Below are 21,937 nucleotides of genomic sequence, written 5' to 3' on the forward strand. Positions count from 1 at the left end.
CGGTCCGGGGGAGTGGAATGGGGTCTGCAGCCGCCCAGCCCGCGCTCCTGGAAGGACCAGCCATGACCGCCGCCGCCACACCGGACCCCCTCAGTGAGCTGCCGGGCCGGACCATGGCCCGTGAGATGGCCGAGCAGCCCGCCGTCCTGCGCCGGATCCTGTCCGAGGGTGCCCCCGCCATCCAGGACGTCGCCCGGCGCATCGCCGCCCGCGCGCCCCGCTTCGTGCTGCTGACCGCCCGCGGCACCTCCGACAACGCCGCGCTGTACGCCAAGTACCTCCTGGAGATCCGGCTCGGCCTGCCGTGCGGACTCACCTCGATGTCCACCACCACGGCCTACGGCGCCCGGCCCGACCTCACCGACGTCCTCGTCGTCACCGTCAGCCAGTCCGGCGGCTCTCCCGACCTGGTCGCCTCCACCCGGGCCGCCCGCGAGGCCGGCGCGATCACGCTGGCCGTCACCAACAACCCGGACTCACCGCTCGCCGGCGTCTCCGAGTACCACATCGACATCATGGCCGGACCGGAGAAGGCTCTTCCCGCGACCAAGACCTACACCGCCTCCCTTCTCGCTCTCTACCTCTTCGTCGAGGGCCTGCGCGGAGGCGACGGCGCGCCTGCGCAGGTGCTTCCGGAGCTCGCCGAGCAGTTGCTCGCCCGGCAGGACGAGGTGCGCATCCTCGCCGCCCGCTACCGCTTCGCCGAGCGCATGGTGATCACGTCCCGCGGCTACGGCTACCCCACGGCCAAGGAGGCCGCCCTCAAGCTGATGGAGACCAGCTACATCCCCGCCCTCTCCTACTCCGGCGCGGACCTGCTGCACGGACCGCTCGCCATGGTCGACAACGTCTCCCCGGTCATCGCCGTGGTCACCGACGGCAAGGGCGGCGAAGCGCTCCAGCCCGTCCTGGACCGGTTGCGTGGCCGCGGCGCCGACCTCGTCGTCATCGGCCCCAGGCACCAGGTCGAGCAGGCTTCGGCCGGCTTCGTCCTTCCCACGGACGACGTGGCCGAGGAGGTCCAGCCCATGCTGGAGATCATCCCGCTCCAGCTCCTGGCCTACGAGGTCACCATCGCCCGGGGCCAGGACCCGGACGCGCCCCGGGCGCTGGCGAAGGTGACGGAGACTCGCTGAGGGCGGGGGTACTGAGGCCCGGACCGGCGACACGGTCTGATCGCCACATCCGCAGCCCCCGACCTGGTCTCCGCATCCACCGCTGCCCCCTCATTCGCCCTCCGACGGCTACGTGAGCGAACCCCCCGTCACATCCACCCAGCTGCCCGTCACCCACCGCCCCCCGTCCGACACCAGGAACGCCACCACGTCGGCGACCTCGGCGGGCTCGCCCACTCCGCCCAGCGCCGACAGCGCCGCGGCCTTCGCCCAGCCGTCGGGACTGCCGTGCAGCAGGGCTGCCGTGTTGTCGGTGTCAATGATCCCCGGGGCCACCGAGTTCACCGTGATGCCCCGGCTCCCCAGCACCTTGGACAGGTCGCGCGAGAAGACGTCCAGCGCACCCTTCGTCATCGCGTACGCCATGTTGTCCGGCATCGCCGCCGTCCGGGCCAGCCCCGACGAGATGTTGACGACCCGGCCGCCGTCCCGCAGACGCATCATGCCGTGCTTGAGGATGAAGAACGGCGCCTTCACATTCACCGCGAAGACCTCGTCGTACTCCCGCTCCTCCAACTGCCCGATCGGCCGTGTGTTGCCGATCGCCGCGTTGTTCACCAGGATGTCCAGCCCGTCCGCGTGCCGGTCGAACTCCGCCCACAGTGCCTCGGCGTCCCCCGGCACTCCCAGCTCCACACCCAGCGCGAACGCCGAACCCCCGGCCTTCTCGATCGCCGCGACCGTCTCCTTCGCCGCCGTCTCGTTCCTGCCGTAGTGCACCGCGACCCGAGCGCCGTCGCGCCCCAGTCGCTCGGCGATTCCTCGCCCGATGCCCCTGCTCGCCCCCGTGACGAGTGCCGTCCTGCCTGTGAGCACGCCCATGACGGCGCCCCCCTTCTCATTTATCTAGCGGTCGCTACAGAAATGACCGTACAACAGCCCGGCGTCATTTCTCTAGTGCCCGCTATAAAATGCACCCCATGGTGAACGACGACGCAGCCGCGAAGGCCCGGACGGGGTCTGACGCCGCGAACGCGGGAGCCGCCGAGAAAGCTGCCGGCGGCGGCAAGGCCAGGACCAAGTCCCGCGGGCGCCCCCGCTCCTTCGATCGTGAGACCGCGCTGGAGAAGGCCCTCCTCGCCTTCTGGGAGCACGGCTACGAGGCCACGTCCGTCTCCGACCTCACCCGCGTCATGGACATCGGAGCGCCCAGCCTCTACGCGGCTTTCGGCGACAAGCGGTCCCTCTTCGAGGAGGTCGTCCGCGTGTACGGCACCAGGTACGGATCCTTCACCGACCGCGCCCTCGCCGAAGAGCCCACCGCCCGGGACGCCGTCGAGCGCACCCTGCGCGAGGCCGCCACCGCGTACACGCAACCCGGCCACCCGCACGGCTGTCTCGTCGTCCACGCGGCCACGAACTGCTCGACCCCCGAGGTGGAGGAGTCCCTGCGGGACCGCCGCAACGCCAACATCGCCGCGTTCGAGAGCCGTATCAGGGCTGACGTCGCCGCCGGTGTGCTGCCGCCGGCGACCGACGCCGCGGCCCTGGCCCGGCACACCGGGGCGATGATCCAGGGCATGTCACAACAGGCACGCGACGGGGCGAGCCGGGAGGAACTGGAGGCGGTCGCGGAAATTGCCCTGTCCATCTGGCCCCGCACAGGAACCCACACGGGTTAGGCTGCCTGCTGGACGCCGGAGCGTCCGACGTGTCGCAGAAATGACAACAACGAACAGCCTCCCACGCATGGACACCCATAAGTGGTCTAGTCCACAATGCGTTACGAGAGCGCGTGTGCAACGCGCACCAGCCTCCGTCTTCCCCGCACAGGAAGGCGGACCGAGGAACCGAGGCTCTCTGCCCTGACTGCCCCGGCTCCTCATCCTCGGCCGACCGGGACCGCACACCCCACGGCCGATGTTGCTCCGGGCTGCGGTGCCGGGAGGGTTGAGGGTCCCTCTCAGGCGCCGCGGCCCGCGGGTGTTTCAGGGCCGTACGAACCCCCGGGTACGCTCGCACACGTGCCCTCCATGAACGAACTCGTACGCCAGCACACCGCCCTCGACGACACGGATCTCGAGTGGCTGCACCTGCTGGTCTCGGAGTGGCAGCTGCTCTCCGACCTCTCCTTCGCCGACCTGGTCCTGTGGGTCCCCACCAGCGACGGCACCCGGTACGTCTCGGTCGCCCAGATGCGTCCCAACACCGGCCCGACCTCGTACCAGGACGACATGGTGGGCCATCTCGTCCCGCGCGGCCGCCGGCCGATGCTCGACGCCGCCCTCGACGAGGGCCGCATCGTGCGCGAGGGCGACCCGGAGTGGCGAGAGGAGGTCCCCGTCCGGGTCGAGTCGATCCCCGTACGGCGGGAGGGGCGCGTCCTCGGTGTCATCGCGCGCAACACCAACCTCCTCACCGTGCGCACCCCGAGCCGCCTGGAGCTCACCTATCTGCAGAGCGCCTCCGACCTCGCGCAGATGATCGCCGCCGGGTCCTTCCCGTTCGCGAACCAGCAGCTCGACATGGACGCCTCGCCCCGGGTGGGTGACGGCCTGATCCGACTCGACGCCGACGCCATCGTCCAGTACGCCTCCCCGAACGCCCTGTCCGCCTACCACCGGCTCGGCCTCGCCTCCGACCTCGTCGGGCAGCACCTGGGCAAGACCACCGCCGAACTCGCCCCGACCCGGGGCCCGGTGGACGAGGCGCTCGCCAAGGTCGCCAGCGGCTGGGCGCCGCGCGAGTTCGAGATCGAGGCCAGTGACGGGGTCATCCAGTTCCGTGCGATTCCGCTCAAACCGAAGGGCACCCGCATCGGTTCCCTCGTCCTGCTCCGTGACGTCACCGAACTGCGCCGCCGTGAGCGTGAGTTGATCACCAAGGACGCGACGATCCGGGAGATCCACCACCGCGTCAAGAACAACCTCCAGACGGTGGCTGCGTTGCTCCGCCTGCAGGCCCGGCGGATCGAGTCCGACCGCGGGCGCGAGGCCCTCGAAGAGGCGGTGCGGCGCGTCGGATCGATTGCGATCGTGCACGAGACGCTCTCCCAGAACCTGGACGAGCGGGTGGAGTTCGACGACATCGCCGACCGTGTGCTGGCCATGGTCGCGGAGATCTCCCCGGGCAAGGTCGCAGGCCGGCGCACCGGCCGCTTCGGCATCCTCGACGCCGAGGTCGCCACGCCGCTGTCTATGGTGCTGACCGAGGTGTTGCAGAACGCGCTGGAGCACGGTTTCCGTGAGGGCGACACCGGCACGGTCGAGGTCTCGGCGGTCCGCGGCGGCACGACCAAGGAGGCCCGACTGCTGGTCACGGTCCAGGACGACGGGGTCGGCCTGCCGGAAGGGTTCGATCCGCACACCGCCGGCAATCTCGGCCTGCAGATCGTGCGGACCCTGGTGGAGGGGGAGTTGGGCGGCACCTTCGACATGGTCCCGGCCCCGGAGCGCGGCACCCGCGTGATCCTTGACATCCCGGTGCGGTCACAGAAGTAGCGGGGCATTCGGAATCCCGGCACAGGGGCCGGAAAAGCAATGAGCCCCGGGCCACCAAGTGGCCCGGGGCTAAAGCTCGTTGCTGCTTAACTAAGCGCATCGGGGGAACTGCGCGCTGCGGCTCGGGGGCGGGAGATGCGTACTCGCTGTACGCGCCGCCAAGCTCAGGCTGTCAGCAGGGGTGGGTTGTCAGGCGGAGGCCTGACGAGCCCGGTTGCGGGCGGCGCGGCGCTTCATGGCACGGCGCTCGTCCTCGCTGAGACCACCCCAGACGCCGGAGTCCTGGCCGGACTCGAGCGCCCACTGCAGACACTGCTCGATCACCGGGCAGCGACGGCAGACGGCCTTGGCTTCCTCGATCTGCAGCAGCGCAGGACCGGTGTTGCCGATGGGGAAGAAGAGCTCGGGGTCTTCCTCGCGGCAAACGGCGTTGTGACGCCAGTCCATGGCTGCTACCTCTCCTTGGTATTACGTGCAGGTGCTTGTGAATGTGAACGCTTTCACGAATCCCTCAACAAGTGAAGGGCCGACCGTCAGGTTCCCTGACGAAGGTCCTGTGAGTTGGAGAGGGGTTCTGGTGATCAGTGGAGGCCGGTCTTGCGGGCCGTCCCGATCGCCACGTAGAGACTCGCAAACCTCAGCGGCGGATACAACCCCTTCTGGAAAGTTTTTTTTGATTCTTCGGTGTCGACTAGGTCACAGCCGTACTTCCATGGGGTGGATCCTGGCCTAAACGTTCGAGTGAAAGGACTTTAGCCAGTTCTGCTCACACAATCACACGCAGTGCACGGCGTACGCCTGTGAACGTCACGCTTGTCCGCAGCCCCAGGTGGTCACCGTCCATCTGGAGGGGGAGCGGGACCTTCGAATGCAAGGTGAACTCTGTCAAGTCATGCAGAGAGGTGGCGTGCTTGCCATGGGGTCCGCGCTCGGGGGACGAAGTGAGCAACTGGGTGCCATACCGGGCAACAGCCGCGGTGGAGAGGCGGCTGAGACCGAAGAGATCGAGCCCGGTATCGAACGAGGCTTTAGGCGCCGCGTAGATCGGGCGATTCCCCAGAAACGTCCAGGGCGAGGTGTTCGAGACTATGGACAGCACCAGATCGGTGACCGGATCCTCGCCGGCCCGCTCCAGCGTGATCGTCCCGTTGCGGCGGTTCGGTTCACCGAGGAGCTGGCGCACGACCTGGCGCACGTAAAGAGCGTGTGTGGATTTCCGGCCGCGCTCGCGATGCTGCTCCACACGACCCACCACACCGGCGTCGAAGCCGAGCCCCGAGTTGAAGGTGAACCACCGGGACGGCACCGCCTCGTCCTCCGTGCCCGGCGTGCCCGAGGTCAGCCCGAGGCCGACGGTCCGTTCGCTGCCGTCGCGCAACGCGTCCAGCAGGGCGCCGGTGGCCTCCACGGCGTCGTTGGGCAGGCCCAGGGCGCGGGCGAAGACATTGGTGGAGCCGCCCGGGACCACGGCGAGGCCGGGCAGCTGCTCCGGGGCGGGACCGGCGTGCAGCAGGCCGTTGACCACTTCGTTGACCGTGCCGTCGCCGCCGAGGGCCACCACGAGATCGATGTCGTCACTGTCCGCCGCCTGCCGGCCCAGGTCGCGCGCGTGACCGCGGTACTCGGTGGTGACCGCCTCCAGCTTCATCTCGCTGGCGAGCGCATGGATCAGTACGTCGCGTGTGCGCGCACTCGTAGTGGTTGCCGCCGGATTGACCACGAGAAGTGCACGCATGACTGGCAGCGTACCTACTGGGTGGTACCGGGCCCATACCGAGGTAGGGATCAGGTAAGAGACAGGAGGTGAACGGCACCACAGGGGGCGTGTGCGACGGGGGCTACCCTTCAGGGGTGAGCAGTGAGCAGACCCCCACCACCGAGGAAACCACCGGCCCCCGCCCCCGGCGTCTGACGTACGCCGCGCTGCTGGCCGCACTGGAAGGGCTCGCGCTGGTCGTCGGAGGCGTCTGGATCCTCGTCCTCGGCCTCACGGGCCATCCGGACGACCGGCAGCAGGCCGTGACCGGAGGCATCACGCTGGTCGTGCTCGCGCTGCTGCCACTGCTCGCCGCGCGCGGGCTGCTCTGCCGCCGCAGCTGGAGCCGCGGCCCGGCCGTCATCACCCAGCTCATGGCGCTGCCGGTGGCCTACAACCTGCTGCAGGCCGACAGCATGGCCATTCCGGCCGGGATCGCACTCGCCGTCGTGGCTGTGGCGTCGCTCGTCCTGCTGGTGAACCCCGAGACGACCCGGGCCCTCGGGATCCGCGGGCCCGGCAACCTGGAGAAGTAGCCGTCACTCCTCGACGAGGAGCTTCTCCCGCAGCTGAGCCAGCGTGCGCGCCAGCAGCCGGGAGACGTGCATCTGCGAGATGCCGACCTCCTGCGCGATCTGCGACTGGGTCATGTTGCCGAAGAACCGCAGCAGCAGGATCCGCTTCTCACGCGGTGGGAGATCCTCCAGCAGCGGCTTGAGGGACTCCCGGTACTCCACGCCCTCCAGCGCCTCGTCCTCCGCGCCCAGGGTGTCCGCTACCGCCGGGGACTCGTCGTCGGTGTCGGGGACGTCCAGGGACAGCGTGGAGTACGCGTTGGCGGACTCCAGACCCTCCAGGACCTCCTCCTCCGAGATCGCCAGCTTCTCCGCGAGCTCATGGACCGTGGGGGAGCGGCCGTGCAGCTGCGAGAGCTCGGCCGTGGCCGTGGTCAGCGCCAGGCGCAGCTCCTGCAGCCGGCGCGGGACGCGCACCGCCCAGCCCTTGTCGCGGAAGTGCCGCTTGATCTCGCCGACGACCGTCGGGGTCGCGTACGTCGAGAACTCCACGCCGCGGTCCGGGTCGAATCGGTCGACCGACTTGATGAGGCCGATGGTGGCGACCTGGGTGAGGTCGTCCAGCGGCTCGCCCCGGTTGCGGAAGCGGCGTGCGAGATGCTCCACCAGCGGCAGATGCATCCGGACCAGCTGGTTGCGCAGCTCCGCGTACTCGGGGCTGCCGCTGCTCAGGGTGCGCAGTTTGAGGAACATCTCGCGCGCACCGCTGCGATCCGGAGAGCCGTGCTGCGCACCTGACGCGTGGTGTGCGCGCGGCGCCTGATCCTCGGAGTCTCGCTCGTGCTCGTTCATCGTCCCGCCCGTCGCCCTTCCCCGAGCCCTCGCCTCCTCCGCCACTCTCGACTCCTCGCGAGTGGGGGGACCCCCCTGGGCCGGGGATGCGGTGATCCCCCCGCCCGGAGGCGCGCTCCGTACGGCACCGTCCCGGTCCGGCCGCCCGCCGCCCGGGAGGACGGCCCCCGTGGAGTCGTCCTCGGGATGCGGGCGGGCCTGCTCGGGGATGCCGTCGATGCCGTCCGCCATGCGCCGGGCACCGCTCGGGCCGCTGGTGCCCGTGCCCCCGGCCGGCAGCTCTCGTGTGCCGCGCTCTTCGTCCCGCACCGGCCCGTCCTCGCTCCTCACGCCGGCCCGGGTCCCGCGCCGCGCTGTTTGTAGAGGCTGATCGAAACGGTTTTGTCCTTGTCCACGGCCGAGGAGACCTTGCCCGCGAGAGCGGACAGGACCGTCCAGGCGAAGGTGTCCCGCGACGGGGCATGGCCATCCGTGGTGGGTGCCGAGACGGTGACCTCGAGCGAGTCGTCGACGAGGCGGAAGACACAGCTGAGCACCGAGCCGGGCACGGCCTGCTGAAGCAGGATCGCGCAGGCCTCGTCGACCGCGATGCGCAAATCCTCGATCTCGTCGAGGGTGAAGTCCAAACGGGCCGCGAGACCGGCCGTGGCCGTACGCAGCACCGACAGGTAGGCACCCGCGGCCGGCAGCCGGACTTCCACGAAGTCCTGGGTCGCGGGCTCGCCTGCGATCTGGGACACCCTCACCTCCATGGTGGTACAAGCGTTTCAGGGCCGAGGGTCGCCCCCCGGGGTAACGCGATACGTGGTTCAGCGGTGACGCTATCGCGCTCTTGACGGTCCTGTCCCCGGGACCCCAACCCCTTGTCGTCACTCACAGTAAACCTGTGGATACGCTCCGTGTCTAGGGGTTGGGCGGGCCCAAAAGGGAAGAGCGCGCGCCGGGTTGACGTACCCAGACGTCAGACGGTCGAACCGTCCGGCGCCGGGGTCCTGTCGCGTCACACCAGGACGTGGTCGACGAAGCACCAACGCCAGGTCTCCCCAGGCTCGTGGGTCCGCATCACGGGGTGACCGGACTCCTTATGATGCTCCGCCGCGTGCCGTCCCGGCGAGGAGTCGCAGCAGCCGACGTGACCGCAGCTGAGGCACAGCCGTAGTTGCACCGGATCCATGCCCTCCGCCAAGCACTCCGGACACGTCTCGCTGAGCGGGCCGGGTTCGGGGTGCGGCAGCGCGTCGGCGTGCGTGCACTGTTTCATGATTGCCAGGTTACGACGGTCGGGCGGAAGACCGCGTCGAAAAATGAGGGCGGGCGAGAACGATGGACGTGATGCCACTGCTGCTGCTCGTGGCGGGGAGTGCCGCGATCGCCGCGGCCGCGCGGCGTACCCCGGTGCCGGCGCCGCTGCTGCTGGTGGCCGTGGGACTGGCGGTCAGCTACGTCCCGGGGGTGCCCGACTACACGCTCGACCCGCACATCGTCCTGCCGCTCATCCTGCCCCCGCTGCTGCACACCGCCGCCACCGACAGCTCCTACCTCGACCTGCGGGCGCAGCTGCGGCCCGTCGCGATGCTGTCCGTCGGGTACGTGCTGTTCGCGACCTTCGTGGTCGGCTGGGCCCTGTACGTGATCGTGCCGGACATGCCGCTGACCGCGGCCCTGGTCTTCGGCGCGGTGGTGGCACCCCCGGACGCGGTCGCGGCGACGGCGGTGGCCCGGCGGGTCGGACTGCCGTCGCGGATCACCACGATCCTCCAGGGCGAGTCCCTGCTGAACGACGCGACCGCGATCACCGCCTACCGGGTGGCCCTGGCCGCCGCCGTCGGCGAGGGCGCGACCTGGGCCGGGGGCATCGGCGAGTTCCTGCTCGCGGCGATCGGCGGCGTCGTGGTCGGCCTGCTGCTGATGGCGCCGATCCACTGGCTGCGCACGCACGTGAAGGAGGCGCTGCTGCAGAACACGCTCTCCCTGCTGATCCCCTTCGTCGCGTACGCCGTCGCCGAGCAGGTGCACGCCTCCGGCGTCCTCGCGGTCGTGGTCGTGGCGCTCTATCTGGGGCACCGCGCGTGGGAGGTCGATTTCGCCACGCGTCTGCAGGAGGAGGCGGTCTGGAAGATGGTCGCCTTCGTCCTGGAGTCGGCGGTGTTCGCGCTGATCGGACTGCAGCTCCCGGTGGTCCTGAAGGGCCTCGGGGAGTACGAGGGCGTCGAAGCCGCCTGGTACGCGGTCGCCGTCTTCCTGGTCGTCGTCGCGGCCCGGTTCGTCTGGGTGTACCCCGCAACCTTCCTGCCGCGGCTGCTGTCGGCCCGGGTGCGGGAACGGGAGCCGAACCCGAGCTGGAAGGGACCGTTCGTCATCGCGTGGGCCGGGATGCGGGGCGTGGTCTCGCTGGCCATCGCCTTCTCGATCCCGCTCACCATGCACGGCGGCGAGGAGCCCTTCCCGCAGCGCAACCTCATCCTCTTCCTGACCTTCACGACGGTCATCGGGACCCTGGTCGTGCAGGGCCTTACGCTGCCCCCGCTGATCCGGCTGCTGAAATTCCCCGGGCGGGACGCCCAGACCGAGACGCTCGCCGAGGCCAACGCCCAGGCGCAGGCCTCCCGGGCCGCCGAACGGCGCCTGGACGAGCTTCTCACCGACGAGCGCAACGCCCTGCCCGCCCCGCTCGCCGACCGGCTGCGCATCGTCCTGGAGCGCCGCCGCAACGCCGTCTGGGAGCGGCTCGGGCAGGCCAACCCGATCACCGGCGAGTCCGTCGACGACACCTACCGGCGGCTGTCGCGGGAGATGATCAGCGCCGAGCGCGAGGTGTTCGTCAGGCTCCGGGACGGCCGCTACATCGACGACGAGATGCTGCGGACCCTGCTGCGCAGGCTGGACCTGGAGGAGGCGGCCGCCTTCCGGGAAGCCGCGTGACCGGCTCGGAGGAGACGGAGCGACACCTCAGAGGAGACGGAGCGACACCTCAGGGGAAGGGGCGGCCGGTGACCACGGCCGCCACCGCCGTTCCGCGCGGGAAGGCGTCTTCACCGGCCAGGGTGACCAGCCCGTACAGCAGCTTGGCGACGTAGAGCCGTTCGACGGGCAGGCCGTGCCGCTGCTCGAAGTCCGCCGCGAAGGCGTCGAGCTCGGCGGGCACGCGCGCGTAGCCGCCGAAATGGAAGCGGTCGTCCATGCTCCAGGTGCCGCGGCGGCCACCGAAGGCCTCGCGCTGCAGGGCTTCCGTCTCGGCGGTCAAGAAGCCGCCCCTGAGCACCGGCACGCCCAGGGCGCGCTGGCCGGGAGCGAGACCGGCGGCCAGCCCCGCGAGCGTGCCGCCGGTGCCGCAGGCCACGGCGACGGCCTCGGCGCGCCCGCGCAGCTCGACGCCGAGCGCCCGGCAGCCCCGCACCGCCTCGGCGTTGCTGCCGCCCTCGGGGACGACGTAAGCCTCCTCGGCGTCCGCCGCGCGCAGGATGCCGGCCAGGGCCGTCGGCTCGGCCTTGCGGCGGTACGTCGCCCTGTCGACGAAGTGCAGCCGCATGCCGTCCGCCGTGCAGCGGGCCAGCGAGGGGTTGAGGGGCCGGCCGGCCAGCTCGTCGCCGCGTATGACACCGACCGTCGGGATGCCGAGCAGTCGGCCGGCCGCGGCCGTGGCGCGCAGATGGTTGGACCACGCTCCGCCGAAGGTGACGACGGTCCGGCCGGCCGCCGCTGTCAGGTTCGGCGCGAGCTTGCGCCACTTGTTGCCGATCAGTTCCGGGTGGATCAGATCGTCCCGCTTCAGCAGCAGCCGCACACCCCGGCGCTCGAACCGGCCGTCCACGACCTCCTGCAACGGCGAGGGGAGCCGGGGACGCAGCGCGGCGAGTCCGGGGGTGTCGGGGCTGGTCACCGGGCCATTGTCACCCGGGAGCGTGGAGGCAGAGGGCCCGGGGACCGAGGCGAGGCTCCGCGGCCGGACACCCGATCCCTTGCTTGGACGCGGGTGCCTTCGAACGCCGTGACGGGCCCCCTCTGCCCAGCGGCGCAAAGATCCATTCCCGCTCTTTCGTGTAATAGCACCGCGACGTTGAGTGAGGAAGGCTTGCTCGTGCACATCGATGCCCGGGGCGTATGGGTGTCGGCCACAACCGGGAGGGCAGTTCTCTATGTCGGTAGGCGAAGAGGTCCGCACGGAGCAGACCAAGCCGCAGCAGAGTCTCGGCACTGCGGCAGCGCGGAACCTGGCCACCACGACCAAGTCCGTGCCACAGATGCAGGAGATCAGCTCCCGCTGGCTGCTGCGGATGCTGCCGTGGGTCGACATCCAGGGTGGCACGTACCGGGTGAACCGGCGGATGACCTTCGCCGTGGGCGACGGCCGGCTGACGTTCGTGAAGACCGGCGACCGCGTCGAGGTCATCCCCGCCGAACTGGGCGAGCTGCCGGCGCTGCGGTCGTACGAGGACGAGGAGGTGCTCTTCGAGATCGCCCGCCGCTGCGAGCAGCGGGAGATCCCGGCGGGCGATGTCATCGCCTCGTTCGGCAGCCCGTCCGACGAGGTGTACCTCCTGGCGCACGGCAGGGTCGAGAAGGTCGGCACGGGACCGTACGGGGAGGACGAGTCCCTCGGAGTCCTCGCCGACGGCGCCTACTTCGGCGACGACGCGCTCCTGAACGAGGACGCGATCTGGGAGTACACGGCCCGCGCCCTCACCGCGTGCACCGTACTCGTGCTGCCCCGCCAGGAGTTCGAACAGATCGCGGAGCGCTCGGACACCCTGCGCGAGCACCTCCAGCAGCGCCGCTCGATCCCCTCGCAGCGCTCCAACAAGTACGGCGAGAAGGAGATCGACCTCTCCTCCGGCCACTCCGGCGAGCCGGACATCCCGCACACCTTCGTCGACTACGAGGCCCGGCCCCGTGAGTACGAACTGAGCGTCGCCCAGACCGTGTTGCGCATCCACACACGCGTGGCCGACCTCTACAACCAGCCCATGAACCAGACCGAGCAGCAGATCCGGCTGACGGTGGAGGCGCTGAAGGAGCGCCAGGAGCACGAGCTCATCAACAACCGCGACTTCGGTCTCCTGCACAACTGCGAATACGACCAGCGGATCCAGCCGCACGACGGCGTGCCCGGACCGGACGACCTGGACGAACTGCTCAGCAGGCGCCGCGGCACCAAGATGCTCCTCGCCCACCCGCGCGCCATCGCCGCGTTCGGCCGCGAACTCAACAAGCGCGGGCTGGTCCCCGAGACCATCGACATGGCGGGCAACCGCATCCCGACCTGGCGCGGTGTGCCGATCTTCCCGTGCAACAAGATCCCGGTCTCGGACGCCCGTACGACGTCCATCATCGCCCTGCGTACCGGCGAGGCCGACCAGGGCGTCATCGGCCTGCGCGCCTCCGGCATCCCCGACGAGATCGAGCCGAGCCTGTCGGTCCGCTTCATGGGCATCAACGAACAGGCCATCATCAAATACCTGGTCACGGCCTACTACTCGGCCGCGGTCCTGGTACCGGACGCGCTCGGAGTCCTGGAGAACGTCGAGATCGGCCGCTGGCGGTGACGCTCCCGGCACGCCGGCCGTGTCCCCGCCCGCCCGGGCGGGTACACCCTCGGGGTACGGGCCCAGCGGCAGCGGAAGCGCCACCGTCCGCTCATTCTCCGAGGCGGTCCCATGGGTGAGTCCCTCACGCGGTCCAGGAGGGGGACGACGCTGCCCGCCCGCGGTGGGCTGCGCGGCGTCGAACCCCGGCAGCCGGCCGGGGCTCCGGAAGGGCAGGGGGGCATCGGGACACAGAGGCACGGCGGGCCGGGACCGGCCCAAGGGCACGAGGCGGTCATGCTGCTGGAGCGGGCCCGGGCGGAGGTCGATCCGGTGCTGCGGGCCGCGATCGGCTCGCTGCCCGGGCCGATGCGCGGGGTCGCGCTCCACCACTTCGGCTGGGAGCAGGCCGACGGCATCTCGGCGGACGGGGGCTCCGGCAAGGCGATCCGGCCGGCGCTGGTCCTCGCCGCGGCGGCCGCCCTGGGTGGGCCCGAGGCGCGGGCGGGGGCGGCTCGGGCCGCCGCAGCGGTGGAACTGGTGCACAACTTCACCCTGCTGCACGACGACGTGATGGACCCGGACACCACCCGCCGCCACCGCCCCACCGCGTGGACGGTGTTCGGCGACGCCGACGCCATCCTCGTCGGGGACACCCTGCATGCGCTGGCCCTGCGGCTGCTCGCCCAGGATCCGCACCCGGCGTCCCCGGCCGCCGCCGCCCGGCTCGCGGACTGCGTGGTGGAACTGTGCGCGGGTCAGCACGCGGACACGGCCATGGAGCGGTGCGCCCCCGGAGAGGTCACGCTCGACGAGGTGCTCTCCATGGCGGAGGCCAAGACGGGTGCCCTGATCGGGAGCGCGTGCGCGATCGGCGGGCTGTACGCGGGTGCCTCGGACGAAGAAGTGGCGGCACTGGACGCGTTCGGCAGGGAGGCCGGGCTCGCCTTCCAGCTCATCGACGACGTCATCGGCATATGGGGCGACCCGTGCCGCACCGGCAAACCCGCCGGTGCCGGCCTGGCCGCCCGGAAGAAGTCGCTGCCGGTGGTGGCGGCCTTCGCCTCCGGCACACCGGCGGCGGCCGAACTCGCCGAACTGTACGCACGGACCAGCGAGAAGGAGGACCTGGACGACATCGCCCCGATCGTGGAGCGCGCGGGCGGCCGTGACTGGGCGCAGGACCAGGCGGCCGACCGGATGGCCCGGGCGATGCAGCAACTGGCCCGGGCGGTGCCGGACCCGGAGGCGGCGGGCGGCCTGCTGGCCCTTGCCGAGTTCGTGACACGGCACAGCAATTGACGGACCGCAGCCGTCAACGGGCTCCAGCCTTCAACGGGCTCCAGCAGTCGACGGACCGCAGCAGTGAGCGGTCCGTCGGCAACGGCAGGAGACCGCCCGCACCAGCGACACCCCTTCGGGCGACCGGAGGGCAGGGCCCCGGAGTGCCGGGGCCGTGCGGCTCCTGACCCCGCACGGCCACCGGTCTCCGGTCGGCGGGTCCCGCACTGCCCCACGGTGTGCGGGGCCCGCCACCTCACGGCATCCGTCGAGTTTGGGCAAATGTTCGATCGGATCCCGCCAAGATCCGGCTCGCACCCCTCCGCGAGGGTCAACGCCCCTACGATCAACGCCCGTCGGGACGAGCGAAGGGGCGCGGCATGGGTGTGGCCATCCGGACGGCGGGCGAAGGGGACAGGGAGCTGATCGTCCGGCTTCTGGACGAGGCGTTCCAGGACGACCCCGTGAGCGGCTGGGTCTTTCCCGGCGCGGAGGACCGCCGTGCCAAGCACCCCCGGCTCATGGCCGCCTTCACCGACATCGTGCTCGCGGCCGGCCGCATAGACGTCACCGAGGACGGCTCGGCCTGCGCGCTGTGGCTCCCCGTCCCCGCCGACGAGGGGCACGATGCGGAGGACGAAGGGCCGGCTCAGGTGCGGGAGGCCGTCGACCCGGACAACGAGCGCGTGGAGAGGATCGGCCGGCTGACGGCCGCCATCCATCCCACCGGGCGGGCCCACGAGTACCTCTGGATGATCGGTGTGGCCCCCGGCCGCCAGGGCGAGGGCCTCGGCACCGTGCTCATCGAGACCGTCCTCGACCGCTGCGACCGTGAGGGGCTGCCCGCCTACCTGGAGGCCAGCAACGCCCGTAGCCGCCGCCTGTACGAGCGCCTGGGCTTCGAGCCGGCCGGTCCGGCCCTCGACCTGCCGGACGGCCCGTCGATGTGGCCCATGTGGCGCGAGCCCAGGCCCCACCGGCCCGCCTAGCTCGCCGGGAGTTCGGCACCTGCCTGTGCGGCGGCTCGAAGGTCGCCGGCGAGCTGTTCGACGAGGTCGACGAGCTCGTCATCAAGACCTACCCGCTCGTGTACGGCACGGGCATGCCGATGTCCGGCTCCGGATTCGCGATCTCGGAGTTCACCCTGGAGTCGGTGCGCACGTACAGCAGGGAGCGCTGAGCCCCCGACCGGCCTACCCTGAGGACATGGGCAGCGAAGAGCACGTCTGTCCCGACTGCGGACAGCCAGTGGAAACGGTCGTCCGGCGTCACAAGACGCTGGGCGCCTGGGTCCCGCTCTGGGTGGCGGGCCCGTGCCGCAACCCCGAGTGCGGGGCTTACGAGGCGGAGGGCGCCGACAGCGGCCACACCGCCGGAGGCACCCGGTCCGGACAAGCCCCCTCGGCCGCCGGGGAAACCGCCCCACCTGCCACGATCCCGCCCGAACCGGCTCCCGGAGACACCGCGGCCAAAAATCCCTGAGCCCGTGTCGAGATACGCGGCCCGGCTCCGACGTCCCCTGTGAAGAGCCGCCCACCGGGGCGGTGACAGCCGAAGGAGCGGACTCATGAAGTACCTGGTCATGGTGCAGGGCACACAGGCGGACTACGAAGCCATGCGCGGCAAGGCGTCGGCACACTCCCCGGCCTGGAGCGAGGAGGAGCTGCAGACGATGTTCGCCTACATGGGCGCCATCAACGACGATCTGGCCGAAACGGGCGAGCTCGTCGACGGGCAGGGCCTGGCCGAGCCGGCACAGACCCGGCACGTCACCCTCGGTGAGGACGGCAAGGCCGTGATCACCGACGGCCCGTACGGCGAGACCAAGGAGCTGCTGGCCGGCTACTGGGTCCTCGAATGCGAGAGCCTGGAGCGGGTCACGGAGATCGCCGACCGCGTCGCCCGCTGCCCCCAGCCGGCCGGCGCCCCCGACTACCCCGTCGTGATCCGTCCGATCATGGACGGTTCCGGGGACATCTGACGAACCGGCCGACGCCGGCGGACGACTGGTGAGGAACCCACCGGAGATCGAGGACCTGCTGCGCCGAGACGCGCCGCAGGTCCTCGGTGCGCTGGTCAGACGATACGGGCACTTCGACGCCGCCGAGGACGCCGTGCAGGAGGCGCTGCTCGCGGCAGCCGCGCAGTGGCCCTCGGCAGGTGTGCCCGGCAATCCGCGCGGCTGGCTGATCAAGGTCGCCTCGCGGCGGCTCACCGACGCCCTGCGCAGTGACCAGGCCCGGCGGCAGCGCGAGGAACGGGCGGCCGCGCTCACGCCCCGGGACGCCTTCACGGCGCCGCCCCCGGGGGAGCGGGCGCCCCGCGAGGACGACACGCTCTCGCTGCTGTTCCTGTGCTGCCACCCGGACCTGTCGCCGCCCGCGCAGATCGCGCTCACGCTGCGTGCCGTGGGCGGTCTGACCACCGCGGAGATCGCGCGGGCCTGCCTGGTCCCGGAGGCGACGATGGCCCAGCGCGTCAGCCGGGCCAAGCAGAAGGTGCGGGGTGTGCGCTTCGGCCGGCCGGACCGCTGGGAGCAGCGGCTGCCGTCCGTCCTGCAGACCCTCTACCTGATCTTCAACGAGGGTTACACGGCCACGTCCGGCGCCGCGCTCCAGCGCCGCGACCTCGCAGGCGAAGCCGTACGGCTGACCCGCACGGTCCACCGGTTGCTGCCCGGCGACGGCGAGGTGGCCGGTCTGCTCGCGCTGATGCTGCTCACCGACGCCCGGCGCGACGCGCGCAGCGGTCCGCGCGGCGAGCTGATCCCCCTCGACGAGCAGGACCGCGGCCGTTGGGACCGGGAGGCGATCGAGGAGGGCGTCGCGCTGGTCACCGGGGCCCTGTCCCGGGGTCGCCCGGGCCCGTTCCAGCTGCGGGCCGCGATCGCCGCCGTGCACGACGAGGCGTCCTCGCCCGAGTCGACCGACTGGGCCGAGATCCTGGGCCTGTACGACGTCCTCGTCGGCATGGTCCCCGGCCCGGTCGAACGCCTCAACCGCGCGGTCGCCCTCGCCATGGTCCACGGCCCGCGTGCGGGCCTGACCGAAGTGGACGCCCTGGCCGGTGAGTTGAAGGGGCACCGCCTGGACGCCGTGCGAGGTCATCTGCTGGAGCGGGTGGGCGAGCCGGAAGCCGCCCGGGCCGCCTACGAGTCGGCGGCCGCACAGACCCTGAGCCTGCCCGAGCAGCGCTACCTCCGGGCCCGGGCGGCGCGGTTGGCCCAGTAGCGTGTGAGGCATGGGCATACCGGGGGAGCGGCGTCGCACGATGTGGCGCGGCGCGCTGATCGGGTGGGCGCTGGTCGTGGCCGTCGCGGGCGGGCTGACGCTGTGGATGCAGGACTCGGCCGAGCCCGGGGGGCCGTACGTCTGGGAGCAGACGAATCCCGACGAGCCACCGGACCTGCCGCCCTGCCCGACGCCCGAGGACGCCGGGACCGCGGCCTGCGCGTACGGGACGTACACCGAGAGGGACTGACGGATCGCCGCGCCGCCCCGCTCGCACTCCGGCCGCACCGGGCGCACGCACCGAACGCTGCACCTCCTCAGACGGCATCCGTCGGAAGTCCCTGGCCCCGCAGCACGCCCGTCACCGGATCCCGGGTCGTCAGGCAGTACGTGCCGCCCGCCGGGTCGCGCATGACCGTCCAGCCGGAGAAGCCGGCCACGAAGACGGCCCCGAGCTCCTCGTGCCACGCCCGGGTCGCCGCGACGTCCGCGCAGGCGAGGTCGAGGTGGGCGGAAGCCGGGCGTTCCGCGCCGAGGCGTTGCAGGAGCAGACGGATCGGCAGGCCGGGCGGCGGCTTGACCACGTGGAACTCCGGGAGTGAGCCCGGCAGCGACTCCCAGCCGTCGAGCAGGCCGCTCCAGAAGGCGATTTCCGTGTCGTAGGCCGAGGGCGGGACGTCCAGGCACACCTGGTCGAGCCGGCTGCCCCGCACCACGCCCGGGCGGGACGACTGCCCGCGCCAGGGGTCCGCGCAGAACAACTGCCCGCCGGGCGAGCGCAGCACCACGAGCGACCCGAGGTCGGCCACCACGTCCGCGCCGAGCCGTACCGCCGCGGAGGCGAACTCCGCTACGTCGTCCACGCAGAAGTCGAGGTGCGCACCGCCCGGCCCCGGACCCACCGCCTGCACCTTCACGCACGCGTCGGCGCCGTCGGGGAGCAGGGTGACGAACTCGTCGTCTTCGCCGCGCAGTTCGGACAGGCGGGTGTCCGTGACCGCCGTCCAGAAGTCGCAGGCGGGGCCGAAGGCGTCACGCGGGCGGTCGATGAAGGCGTACGTCCAGCTGATCCTCATGGGCGCGATCGTAGAGGGAGGCGCCACCGCCACCTGCGTGAACCTTGACCAGCCTTTGCCGCACCGTTCCCCGTCCATTGGCCCGCGCTTGTTTGCATTCAGGAATGGACCACATCACGTTCCTCGTGGCGGTCGTCATCGTCACCGCACTGGCCTTCGACTTCACCAACGGATTCCACGACACGGCGAACGCGATGGCCACGTCCATCGCCACCGGCGCGCTCCCTCCCCGTACGGCGGTCCTGATCAGCGGTGTCCTCAACGTCGTCGGTGCCTTTCTGTCCACGGAGGTCGCCAGGACCATCTCCGGCGGCATCGTGGACGACACCCTCGTCTCCCCGGGCATGATCTTCGCGGGGCTGATCGGCGCGATCCTGTGGAATCTGCTGACCTGGCTGGTCGGTCTCCCGTCGAGCTCCTCGCACGCGCTGTTCGGCGGGCTGATCGGGGCCGTCTGGGTCGGGGCGGGCAGTCACGGCGTCAACTTCGGCAAGGTCGTGGAGAAGGTGCTGGTACCGGCGGTGGCCTCGCCGGTCGTGGCCGGAGTCGCCGCGCTGCTCGCGACCTACCTCGCCTACCGGCTCACCGACCGGGCCCGCAAGGACTCCGTCACCCAGGGCTTCCGCATCGGCCAGGTCGCCTCCGCCTCGCTCGTCTCGCTCGCCCACGGCACGAACGACGCGCAGAAGACCATGGGCGTCATCACCCTCACCCTGATCTCGGCCGGCGCGCTCGGCCACGACGCCGGCCCGCCCCTGTGGGTCATCGTGTCCGCGGGCCTCGCCATCGGCCTCGGCACGTATCTCGGGGGCTGGCGGATCATCCGCACGATGGGCAAGGGCCTGACCGAGATCCAGTCGCCGCAGGGGTTCGCCGCCGAGACCGCCTCCACGACCGTCATCCTGACCTCCGCCCACCTCGGATTCGCCCTGTCCACCACGCAGGTGGCCTCCGGCAGCATCCTCGGCGCGGGGCTCGGCCGCCGGCTCGCGGAGGTCCGCTGGGGCGTCGCGGGCCGGATGGCGGTCGCCTGGGTGATCACCCTGCCCGCCGCCGCACTGGTCGGCGGGCTGGCGGCCGCGGTCGTGCAGCACGGCGGGGACCCCGGTACGGCGGTCGTCGCGCTGGTCGGCGCGGCCCTCGCCACGGGCATCGTGGTCGTCTCGCGCCGCAACCCGGTGCACGCACACAACGTCAACGACGCACACGGCGTCAGCATTCGCACCGAGCCGCCGGCCAAGGTCGGCGCGGCCGCCTGAACGACGGGGAACGGACATGCATCTGGACTGGAACGCACTCGGACAGGTCGCCGCGGTGAGCCTCGGCGCGACCGTCGCCGTGGTCGTCGTCTTCGCCCTCGGCGTCCTCGGCCTCGCCCGCCCGGAGGACACCCGCGCCCAGCACGCCCTCGGCCTCACCCAGGCCACCCTGTGCTTCCTCGCCTGCGCGGCCGTGGTGGCGTACGGGATCTACCTGATCGTCCCTCAGTTTCACTAGGCCGACCGGTTCCACCGGCAGCGCGTACGACGAAGGGGCCCGGCCGGTTCTCGGTCGGGCCCCTTCGCCGTGCGAAGGCGATCAGGCCTTCTTGGTCTCCCAGAAGATCTTGTCGATCTGGGCGATGTAGTCCAGCGCCTTCTGGCCGGTGGCCGGGTCGGTCGAGCCCTTGGCGGCCGAGAGGGCCTTCAGAGCGTCGTTGACCAGCTGGTGCAGCTCCGGGTACTTCTCGAAGTGCGGGGGCTTGAAGTAGTCGCTCCAGAGCACCGAGACGTGGTGCTTGGCGAGCTCGGCGCGCTGTTCCTTGATGACGGTGGCGCGCGCCTGGAAGTGCGGGTCGTCGTTGGCGGCCATCTTCTCCTGTACGGCCTTCACCGACTCCGCCTCGATGCGGGCCTGGGCGGGGTCGTACACACCGCAGGGAAGGTCGCAGTGGGCACTGACCTTGACCTTGGGGGCAAACAGGCGGGAAAGCATGGAGCATTCCTTCCTCGTGATCGTCTTCTCACAGGGGACATTACTCCGTGAGGGACGGCTTTTCGCGGGTGCCCCCATGGGCTTAGGACAAAAGTCCGGGGTGAGACTGAGACTGGTGGAGGAAGAACCGGGGAGGTGCCGGGTGATGCCGGAGCTGTCGCAGGAGTCCGAGCGGGGGAGGTCCGCCCCGCCCTTCGGGGTGGCCGAGGTGACCGGGCCCTCCATGGTGCCCACGCTGTACCACGGGGACCGGCTCCTGGTGCACTACGGGGGCCGGGTCAGGCCCGGGGACGTCGTCGTACTGCGGCATCCCTTCCAGCAGGACCTGCTGGTCGTCAAGCGGGTGGTCCAACGGCGCGAGAGCGGCTGGTGGGTGCTCGGGGACAACGCGTACGCCGGGGGCGACAGCACCGACTACGGCGTCGTCCCCGACGAGCTGGTGCTGGGGCGGGTCCGGTTCCGCTACCGGCCGCGCAGGTCCGGCCGGCGCTCGCCCTGGGCGCTGCTCGGCTGGGCGCTGTCGGCCGCGAGGCCGGTCCTCTCCGACCGGTCGGCCTCCAGGCGTTTGCGGGCACGGTAGGCCGCCACGTTGGCGCGGGTCGCACAGCGGTCGGAGCAGTAGCGCCGGGAGCGGTTGGTGGAGGTGTCGAGGTAGGCGTTGCGGCAGGGCGCGGCCTCGCACAGGCCGAGGCGGTCCACGCCGTACTCGGTCAGGTGGAACGCCAGGCCCATCGCCGCGATCGCCGCGTAGCCCGCCGTGGCGTTCGACGGGTGGTCCGCCAGGTGCATGTGCCACAGGGGGCGGCCGTCGTCGTCCCGGAAGTCGTGCCCGGAGACCTGCGGACTCACCGGGAACTCCAGCAGCAGTGAGTTCAGCAGGTCGACGGCGAGCCTCTCCTCGCCCGTGTCGGCCGCCTCGAAGACCGCGCGCAGCCGGGCCCGGACCGAGCGGAACCGGGTCACGTCCGCGTCGGTGGCACGACGGGCCGCCGACCGGCTGGGCCCGAACAGATCGCGGACGGCCTCGACCGACGTCAGGGCGTCCTTGCCCCGGGCCGGTTCCTCGGTGTTGACGAGGCGCACGGCATAGTCCGAGTAATAGGCCAATTCCACTTG

24 protein-coding genes and 1 pseudogene are annotated in these 21,937 nt (G+C 71.2%); 15 read left to right on the forward strand and 10 right to left on the reverse strand.

The annotated features are described in order from the left end of the window. The first annotated feature begins 62 nt into the window (after window positions 1-62). Entirely contained in the window at window positions 63-1,136 is a 1,074-nt protein-coding gene (locus HNR57_RS13565) for an SIS domain-containing protein (protein ID WP_184560070.1), read from the forward strand. Between the two features lie 108 nt (window positions 1,137-1,244). On the opposite strand, the gene HNR57_RS13570 is transcribed toward HNR57_RS13565, so the two are convergent. Further along, entirely contained in the window at window positions 1,245-1,997 is a 753-nt protein-coding gene (locus HNR57_RS13570; RefSeq protein ID WP_184560071.1) for an SDR family oxidoreductase, read from the reverse strand. 98 nt (window positions 1,998-2,095) lie between these two features. On the opposite strand from HNR57_RS13570, the gene HNR57_RS13575 reads away from it, so the two are divergent. Continuing rightward, a complete protein-coding gene (locus tag HNR57_RS13575; RefSeq protein WP_184560072.1) occupies window positions 2,096-2,797 on the forward strand; it encodes a TetR/AcrR family transcriptional regulator in 702 nt (233 codons plus the stop codon). A gap of 351 nt (window positions 2,798-3,148) precedes the next feature. Further along, window positions 3,149-4,615, forward strand: coding sequence for a sensor histidine kinase (locus HNR57_RS13580; protein ID WP_184560415.1), 1,467 nt, complete (start codon window positions 3,149-3,151; stop codon window positions 4,613-4,615). A 189-nt stretch (window positions 4,616-4,804) separates the two neighbouring features. Here the strand turns inward: HNR57_RS13580 and HNR57_RS13585 are convergent, their stop codons facing one another. Next, the gene (locus HNR57_RS13585; RefSeq protein WP_003992873.1) at window positions 4,805-5,062 is read right to left on the reverse strand and encodes a WhiB family transcriptional regulator; all 258 of its coding nucleotides are present in this window, start codon (window positions 5,060-5,062) and stop codon (window positions 4,805-4,807) included. 319 nt (window positions 5,063-5,381) lie between these two features. Further along, window positions 5,382-6,350 (reverse strand): diacylglycerol/lipid kinase family protein, encoded by a 969-nt coding sequence (locus tag HNR57_RS13590; protein WP_184560073.1) that lies wholly within the window; start codon window positions 6,348-6,350, stop codon window positions 5,382-5,384. A gap of 116 nt (window positions 6,351-6,466) precedes the next feature. On the opposite strand from HNR57_RS13590, the gene HNR57_RS13595 reads away from it, so the two are divergent. Beyond that, window positions 6,467-6,907 carry a hypothetical protein gene (locus HNR57_RS13595; protein WP_184560074.1) on the forward strand — a complete coding sequence of 147 codons (441 nt, stop codon included), beginning with the start codon at window positions 6,467-6,469 and terminating at the stop codon, window positions 6,905-6,907. Window positions 6,908-6,910: 3 nt separating this feature from the next. On the opposite strand, the gene HNR57_RS13600 is transcribed toward HNR57_RS13595, so the two are convergent. The 3 genes from HNR57_RS13600 to HNR57_RS13610 form a co-directional block, all read right to left on the reverse strand. Beyond that, on the reverse strand, window positions 6,911-8,047 hold the full coding sequence (locus HNR57_RS13600) for an RNA polymerase sigma factor SigF (RefSeq protein WP_184560417.1): 1,137 nt from the start codon (window positions 8,045-8,047) through the stop codon (window positions 6,911-6,913). 17 nt (window positions 8,048-8,064) lie between these two features. Then, entirely contained in the window at window positions 8,065-8,478 is a 414-nt protein-coding gene (locus tag HNR57_RS13605; protein WP_003992877.1) for an ATP-binding protein, read from the reverse strand. 260 nt (window positions 8,479-8,738) lie between these two features. Next, on the reverse strand, window positions 8,739-8,999 hold the full coding sequence (locus HNR57_RS13610; RefSeq protein WP_053672413.1) for a UBP-type zinc finger domain-containing protein: 261 nt from the start codon (window positions 8,997-8,999) through the stop codon (window positions 8,739-8,741). A gap of 62 nt (window positions 9,000-9,061) precedes the next feature. Between HNR57_RS13610 and HNR57_RS13615 the strand changes: the two genes are divergently transcribed. After that, window positions 9,062-10,660 carry a Na+/H+ antiporter gene (locus tag HNR57_RS13615; protein ID WP_184560075.1) on the forward strand — a complete coding sequence of 533 codons (1,599 nt, stop codon included), beginning with the start codon at window positions 9,062-9,064 and terminating at the stop codon, window positions 10,658-10,660. A 49-nt stretch (window positions 10,661-10,709) separates the two neighbouring features. Here the strand turns inward: HNR57_RS13615 and HNR57_RS13620 are convergent, their stop codons facing one another. Beyond that, window positions 10,710-11,618, reverse strand: coding sequence for a 1-aminocyclopropane-1-carboxylate deaminase/D-cysteine desulfhydrase (locus HNR57_RS13620; protein ID WP_184560077.1), 909 nt, complete (start codon window positions 11,616-11,618; stop codon window positions 10,710-10,712). Between the two features lie 256 nt (window positions 11,619-11,874). Between HNR57_RS13620 and HNR57_RS13625 the strand changes: the two genes are divergently transcribed. The 7 genes and pseudogenes from HNR57_RS13625 (at window position 11,875) to HNR57_RS13655 (ending at window position 18,021) form a co-directional block, all read left to right on the forward strand. Continuing rightward, entirely contained in the window at window positions 11,875-13,281 is a 1,407-nt protein-coding gene (locus tag HNR57_RS13625) for a family 2B encapsulin nanocompartment shell protein (protein ID WP_184560079.1), read from the forward strand. Window positions 13,282-13,392: 111 nt separating this feature from the next. Then, window positions 13,393-14,562 (forward strand): family 2 encapsulin nanocompartment cargo protein polyprenyl transferase, encoded by a 1,170-nt coding sequence (locus tag HNR57_RS13630; protein WP_184560080.1) that lies wholly within the window; start codon window positions 13,393-13,395, stop codon window positions 14,560-14,562. 359 nt (window positions 14,563-14,921) lie between these two features. After that, window positions 14,922-15,530 carry a GNAT family N-acetyltransferase gene (locus HNR57_RS13635; protein WP_184560082.1) on the forward strand — a complete coding sequence of 203 codons (609 nt, stop codon included), beginning with the start codon at window positions 14,922-14,924 and terminating at the stop codon, window positions 15,528-15,530. An 8-nt stretch (window positions 15,531-15,538) separates the two neighbouring features. Continuing rightward, window positions 15,539-15,721, forward strand: a pseudogene (locus HNR57_RS13640) (dihydrofolate reductase family protein); the annotation flags it as partial. Between the two features lie 387 nt (window positions 15,722-16,108). After that, window positions 16,109-16,522, forward strand: coding sequence for a YciI family protein (locus HNR57_RS13645; RefSeq protein ID WP_184560083.1), 414 nt, complete (start codon window positions 16,109-16,111; stop codon window positions 16,520-16,522). 28 nt (window positions 16,523-16,550) lie between these two features. Then, entirely contained in the window at window positions 16,551-17,771 is a 1,221-nt protein-coding gene (locus tag HNR57_RS13650) for an RNA polymerase sigma factor (RefSeq protein WP_184560085.1), read from the forward strand. Between the two features lie 10 nt (window positions 17,772-17,781). Next, window positions 17,782-18,021, forward strand: coding sequence for a hypothetical protein (locus HNR57_RS13655; RefSeq protein WP_246554491.1), 240 nt, complete (start codon window positions 17,782-17,784; stop codon window positions 18,019-18,021). Window positions 18,022-18,088: 67 nt separating this feature from the next. On the opposite strand, the gene HNR57_RS13660 is transcribed toward HNR57_RS13655, so the two are convergent. Continuing rightward, window positions 18,089-18,847 carry a VOC family protein gene (locus HNR57_RS13660; protein ID WP_184560086.1) on the reverse strand — a complete coding sequence of 253 codons (759 nt, stop codon included), beginning with the start codon at window positions 18,845-18,847 and terminating at the stop codon, window positions 18,089-18,091. A gap of 104 nt (window positions 18,848-18,951) precedes the next feature. Between HNR57_RS13660 and HNR57_RS13665 the strand changes: the two genes are divergently transcribed. Beyond that, complete coding sequence (locus HNR57_RS13665) at window positions 18,952-20,106, forward strand: inorganic phosphate transporter (RefSeq protein ID WP_184560088.1); 1,155 nt, start codon at window positions 18,952-18,954, stop codon at window positions 20,104-20,106. A gap of 16 nt (window positions 20,107-20,122) precedes the next feature. Beyond that, entirely contained in the window at window positions 20,123-20,344 is a 222-nt protein-coding gene (locus tag HNR57_RS13670) for a hypothetical protein (protein WP_184560090.1), read from the forward strand. Between the two features lie 81 nt (window positions 20,345-20,425). Here the strand turns inward: HNR57_RS13670 and sodN are convergent, their stop codons facing one another. Next, complete coding sequence (gene sodN / locus HNR57_RS13675; RefSeq protein ID WP_007491258.1) at window positions 20,426-20,821, reverse strand: superoxide dismutase, Ni; 396 nt, start codon at window positions 20,819-20,821, stop codon at window positions 20,426-20,428. Between the two features lie 145 nt (window positions 20,822-20,966). Here sodN and sodX point away from each other — a divergent pair, with 145 nt between their 5' ends. Next, entirely contained in the window at window positions 20,967-21,401 is a 435-nt protein-coding gene (gene sodX / locus HNR57_RS13680; RefSeq protein WP_184560092.1) for a nickel-type superoxide dismutase maturation protease, read from the forward strand. Here sodX and HNR57_RS13685 read toward each other — a convergent pair. Then, window positions 21,284-21,934, reverse strand: a complete 651-nt coding sequence (locus HNR57_RS13685) for a CGNR zinc finger domain-containing protein (RefSeq protein WP_184560094.1) — start codon at window positions 21,932-21,934, stop codon at window positions 21,284-21,286. The genes sodX and HNR57_RS13685 overlap by 118 nt on opposite strands. Between the last annotated feature and the right edge of the window lie 3 nt (window positions 21,935-21,937).

Source organism: Streptomyces paradoxus, assembly GCF_014202475.1.
Taxonomy (GTDB): domain Bacteria; phylum Actinomycetota; class Actinomycetes; order Streptomycetales; family Streptomycetaceae; genus Streptomyces; species Streptomyces paradoxus.

Coding starts and splice junctions, on each gene's coding strand:
- HNR57_RS13565 (WP_184560070.1), top strand. CDS start 63: ATGACCGCCGCCGCCACACCGGACCCCCTCAGTGAGCTGCCGGGCCGG.
- HNR57_RS13570 (WP_184560071.1), bottom strand. CDS start 1,997: ATGGGCGTGCTCACAGGCAGGACGGCACTCGTCACGGGGGCGAGCAGG.
- HNR57_RS13575 (WP_184560072.1), top strand. CDS start 2,096: ATGGTGAACGACGACGCAGCCGCGAAGGCCCGGACGGGGTCTGACGCC.
- HNR57_RS13580 (WP_184560415.1), top strand. CDS start 3,149: ATGAACGAACTCGTACGCCAGCACACCGCCCTCGACGACACGGATCTC.
- HNR57_RS13585 (WP_003992873.1), bottom strand. CDS start 5,062: ATGGACTGGCGTCACAACGCCGTTTGCCGCGAGGAAGACCCCGAGCTC.
- HNR57_RS13590 (WP_184560073.1), bottom strand. CDS start 6,350: ATGCGTGCACTTCTCGTGGTCAATCCGGCGGCAACCACTACGAGTGCG.
- HNR57_RS13610 (WP_053672413.1), bottom strand. CDS start 8,999: ATGAAACAGTGCACGCACGCCGACGCGCTGCCGCACCCCGAACCCGGC.
- HNR57_RS13615 (WP_184560075.1), top strand. CDS start 9,062: ATGGACGTGATGCCACTGCTGCTGCTCGTGGCGGGGAGTGCCGCGATC.
- HNR57_RS13625 (WP_184560079.1), top strand. CDS start 11,875: ATGTCGGTAGGCGAAGAGGTCCGCACGGAGCAGACCAAGCCGCAGCAG.
- HNR57_RS13630 (WP_184560080.1), top strand. CDS start 13,393: ATGGGTGAGTCCCTCACGCGGTCCAGGAGGGGGACGACGCTGCCCGCC.
- HNR57_RS13635 (WP_184560082.1), top strand. CDS start 14,922: ATGGGTGTGGCCATCCGGACGGCGGGCGAAGGGGACAGGGAGCTGATC.
- HNR57_RS13645 (WP_184560083.1), top strand. CDS start 16,109: ATGAAGTACCTGGTCATGGTGCAGGGCACACAGGCGGACTACGAAGCC.
- HNR57_RS13655 (WP_246554491.1), top strand. CDS start 17,782: ATGGGCATACCGGGGGAGCGGCGTCGCACGATGTGGCGCGGCGCGCTG.
- HNR57_RS13660 (WP_184560086.1), bottom strand. CDS start 18,847: ATGAGGATCAGCTGGACGTACGCCTTCATCGACCGCCCGCGTGACGCC.
- HNR57_RS13665 (WP_184560088.1), top strand. CDS start 18,952: ATGGACCACATCACGTTCCTCGTGGCGGTCGTCATCGTCACCGCACTG.
- HNR57_RS13670 (WP_184560090.1), top strand. CDS start 20,123: ATGCATCTGGACTGGAACGCACTCGGACAGGTCGCCGCGGTGAGCCTC.
- sodN (WP_007491258.1), bottom strand. CDS start 20,821: ATGCTTTCCCGCCTGTTTGCCCCCAAGGTCAAGGTCAGTGCCCACTGC.
- sodX (WP_184560092.1), top strand. CDS start 20,967: ATGCCGGAGCTGTCGCAGGAGTCCGAGCGGGGGAGGTCCGCCCCGCCC.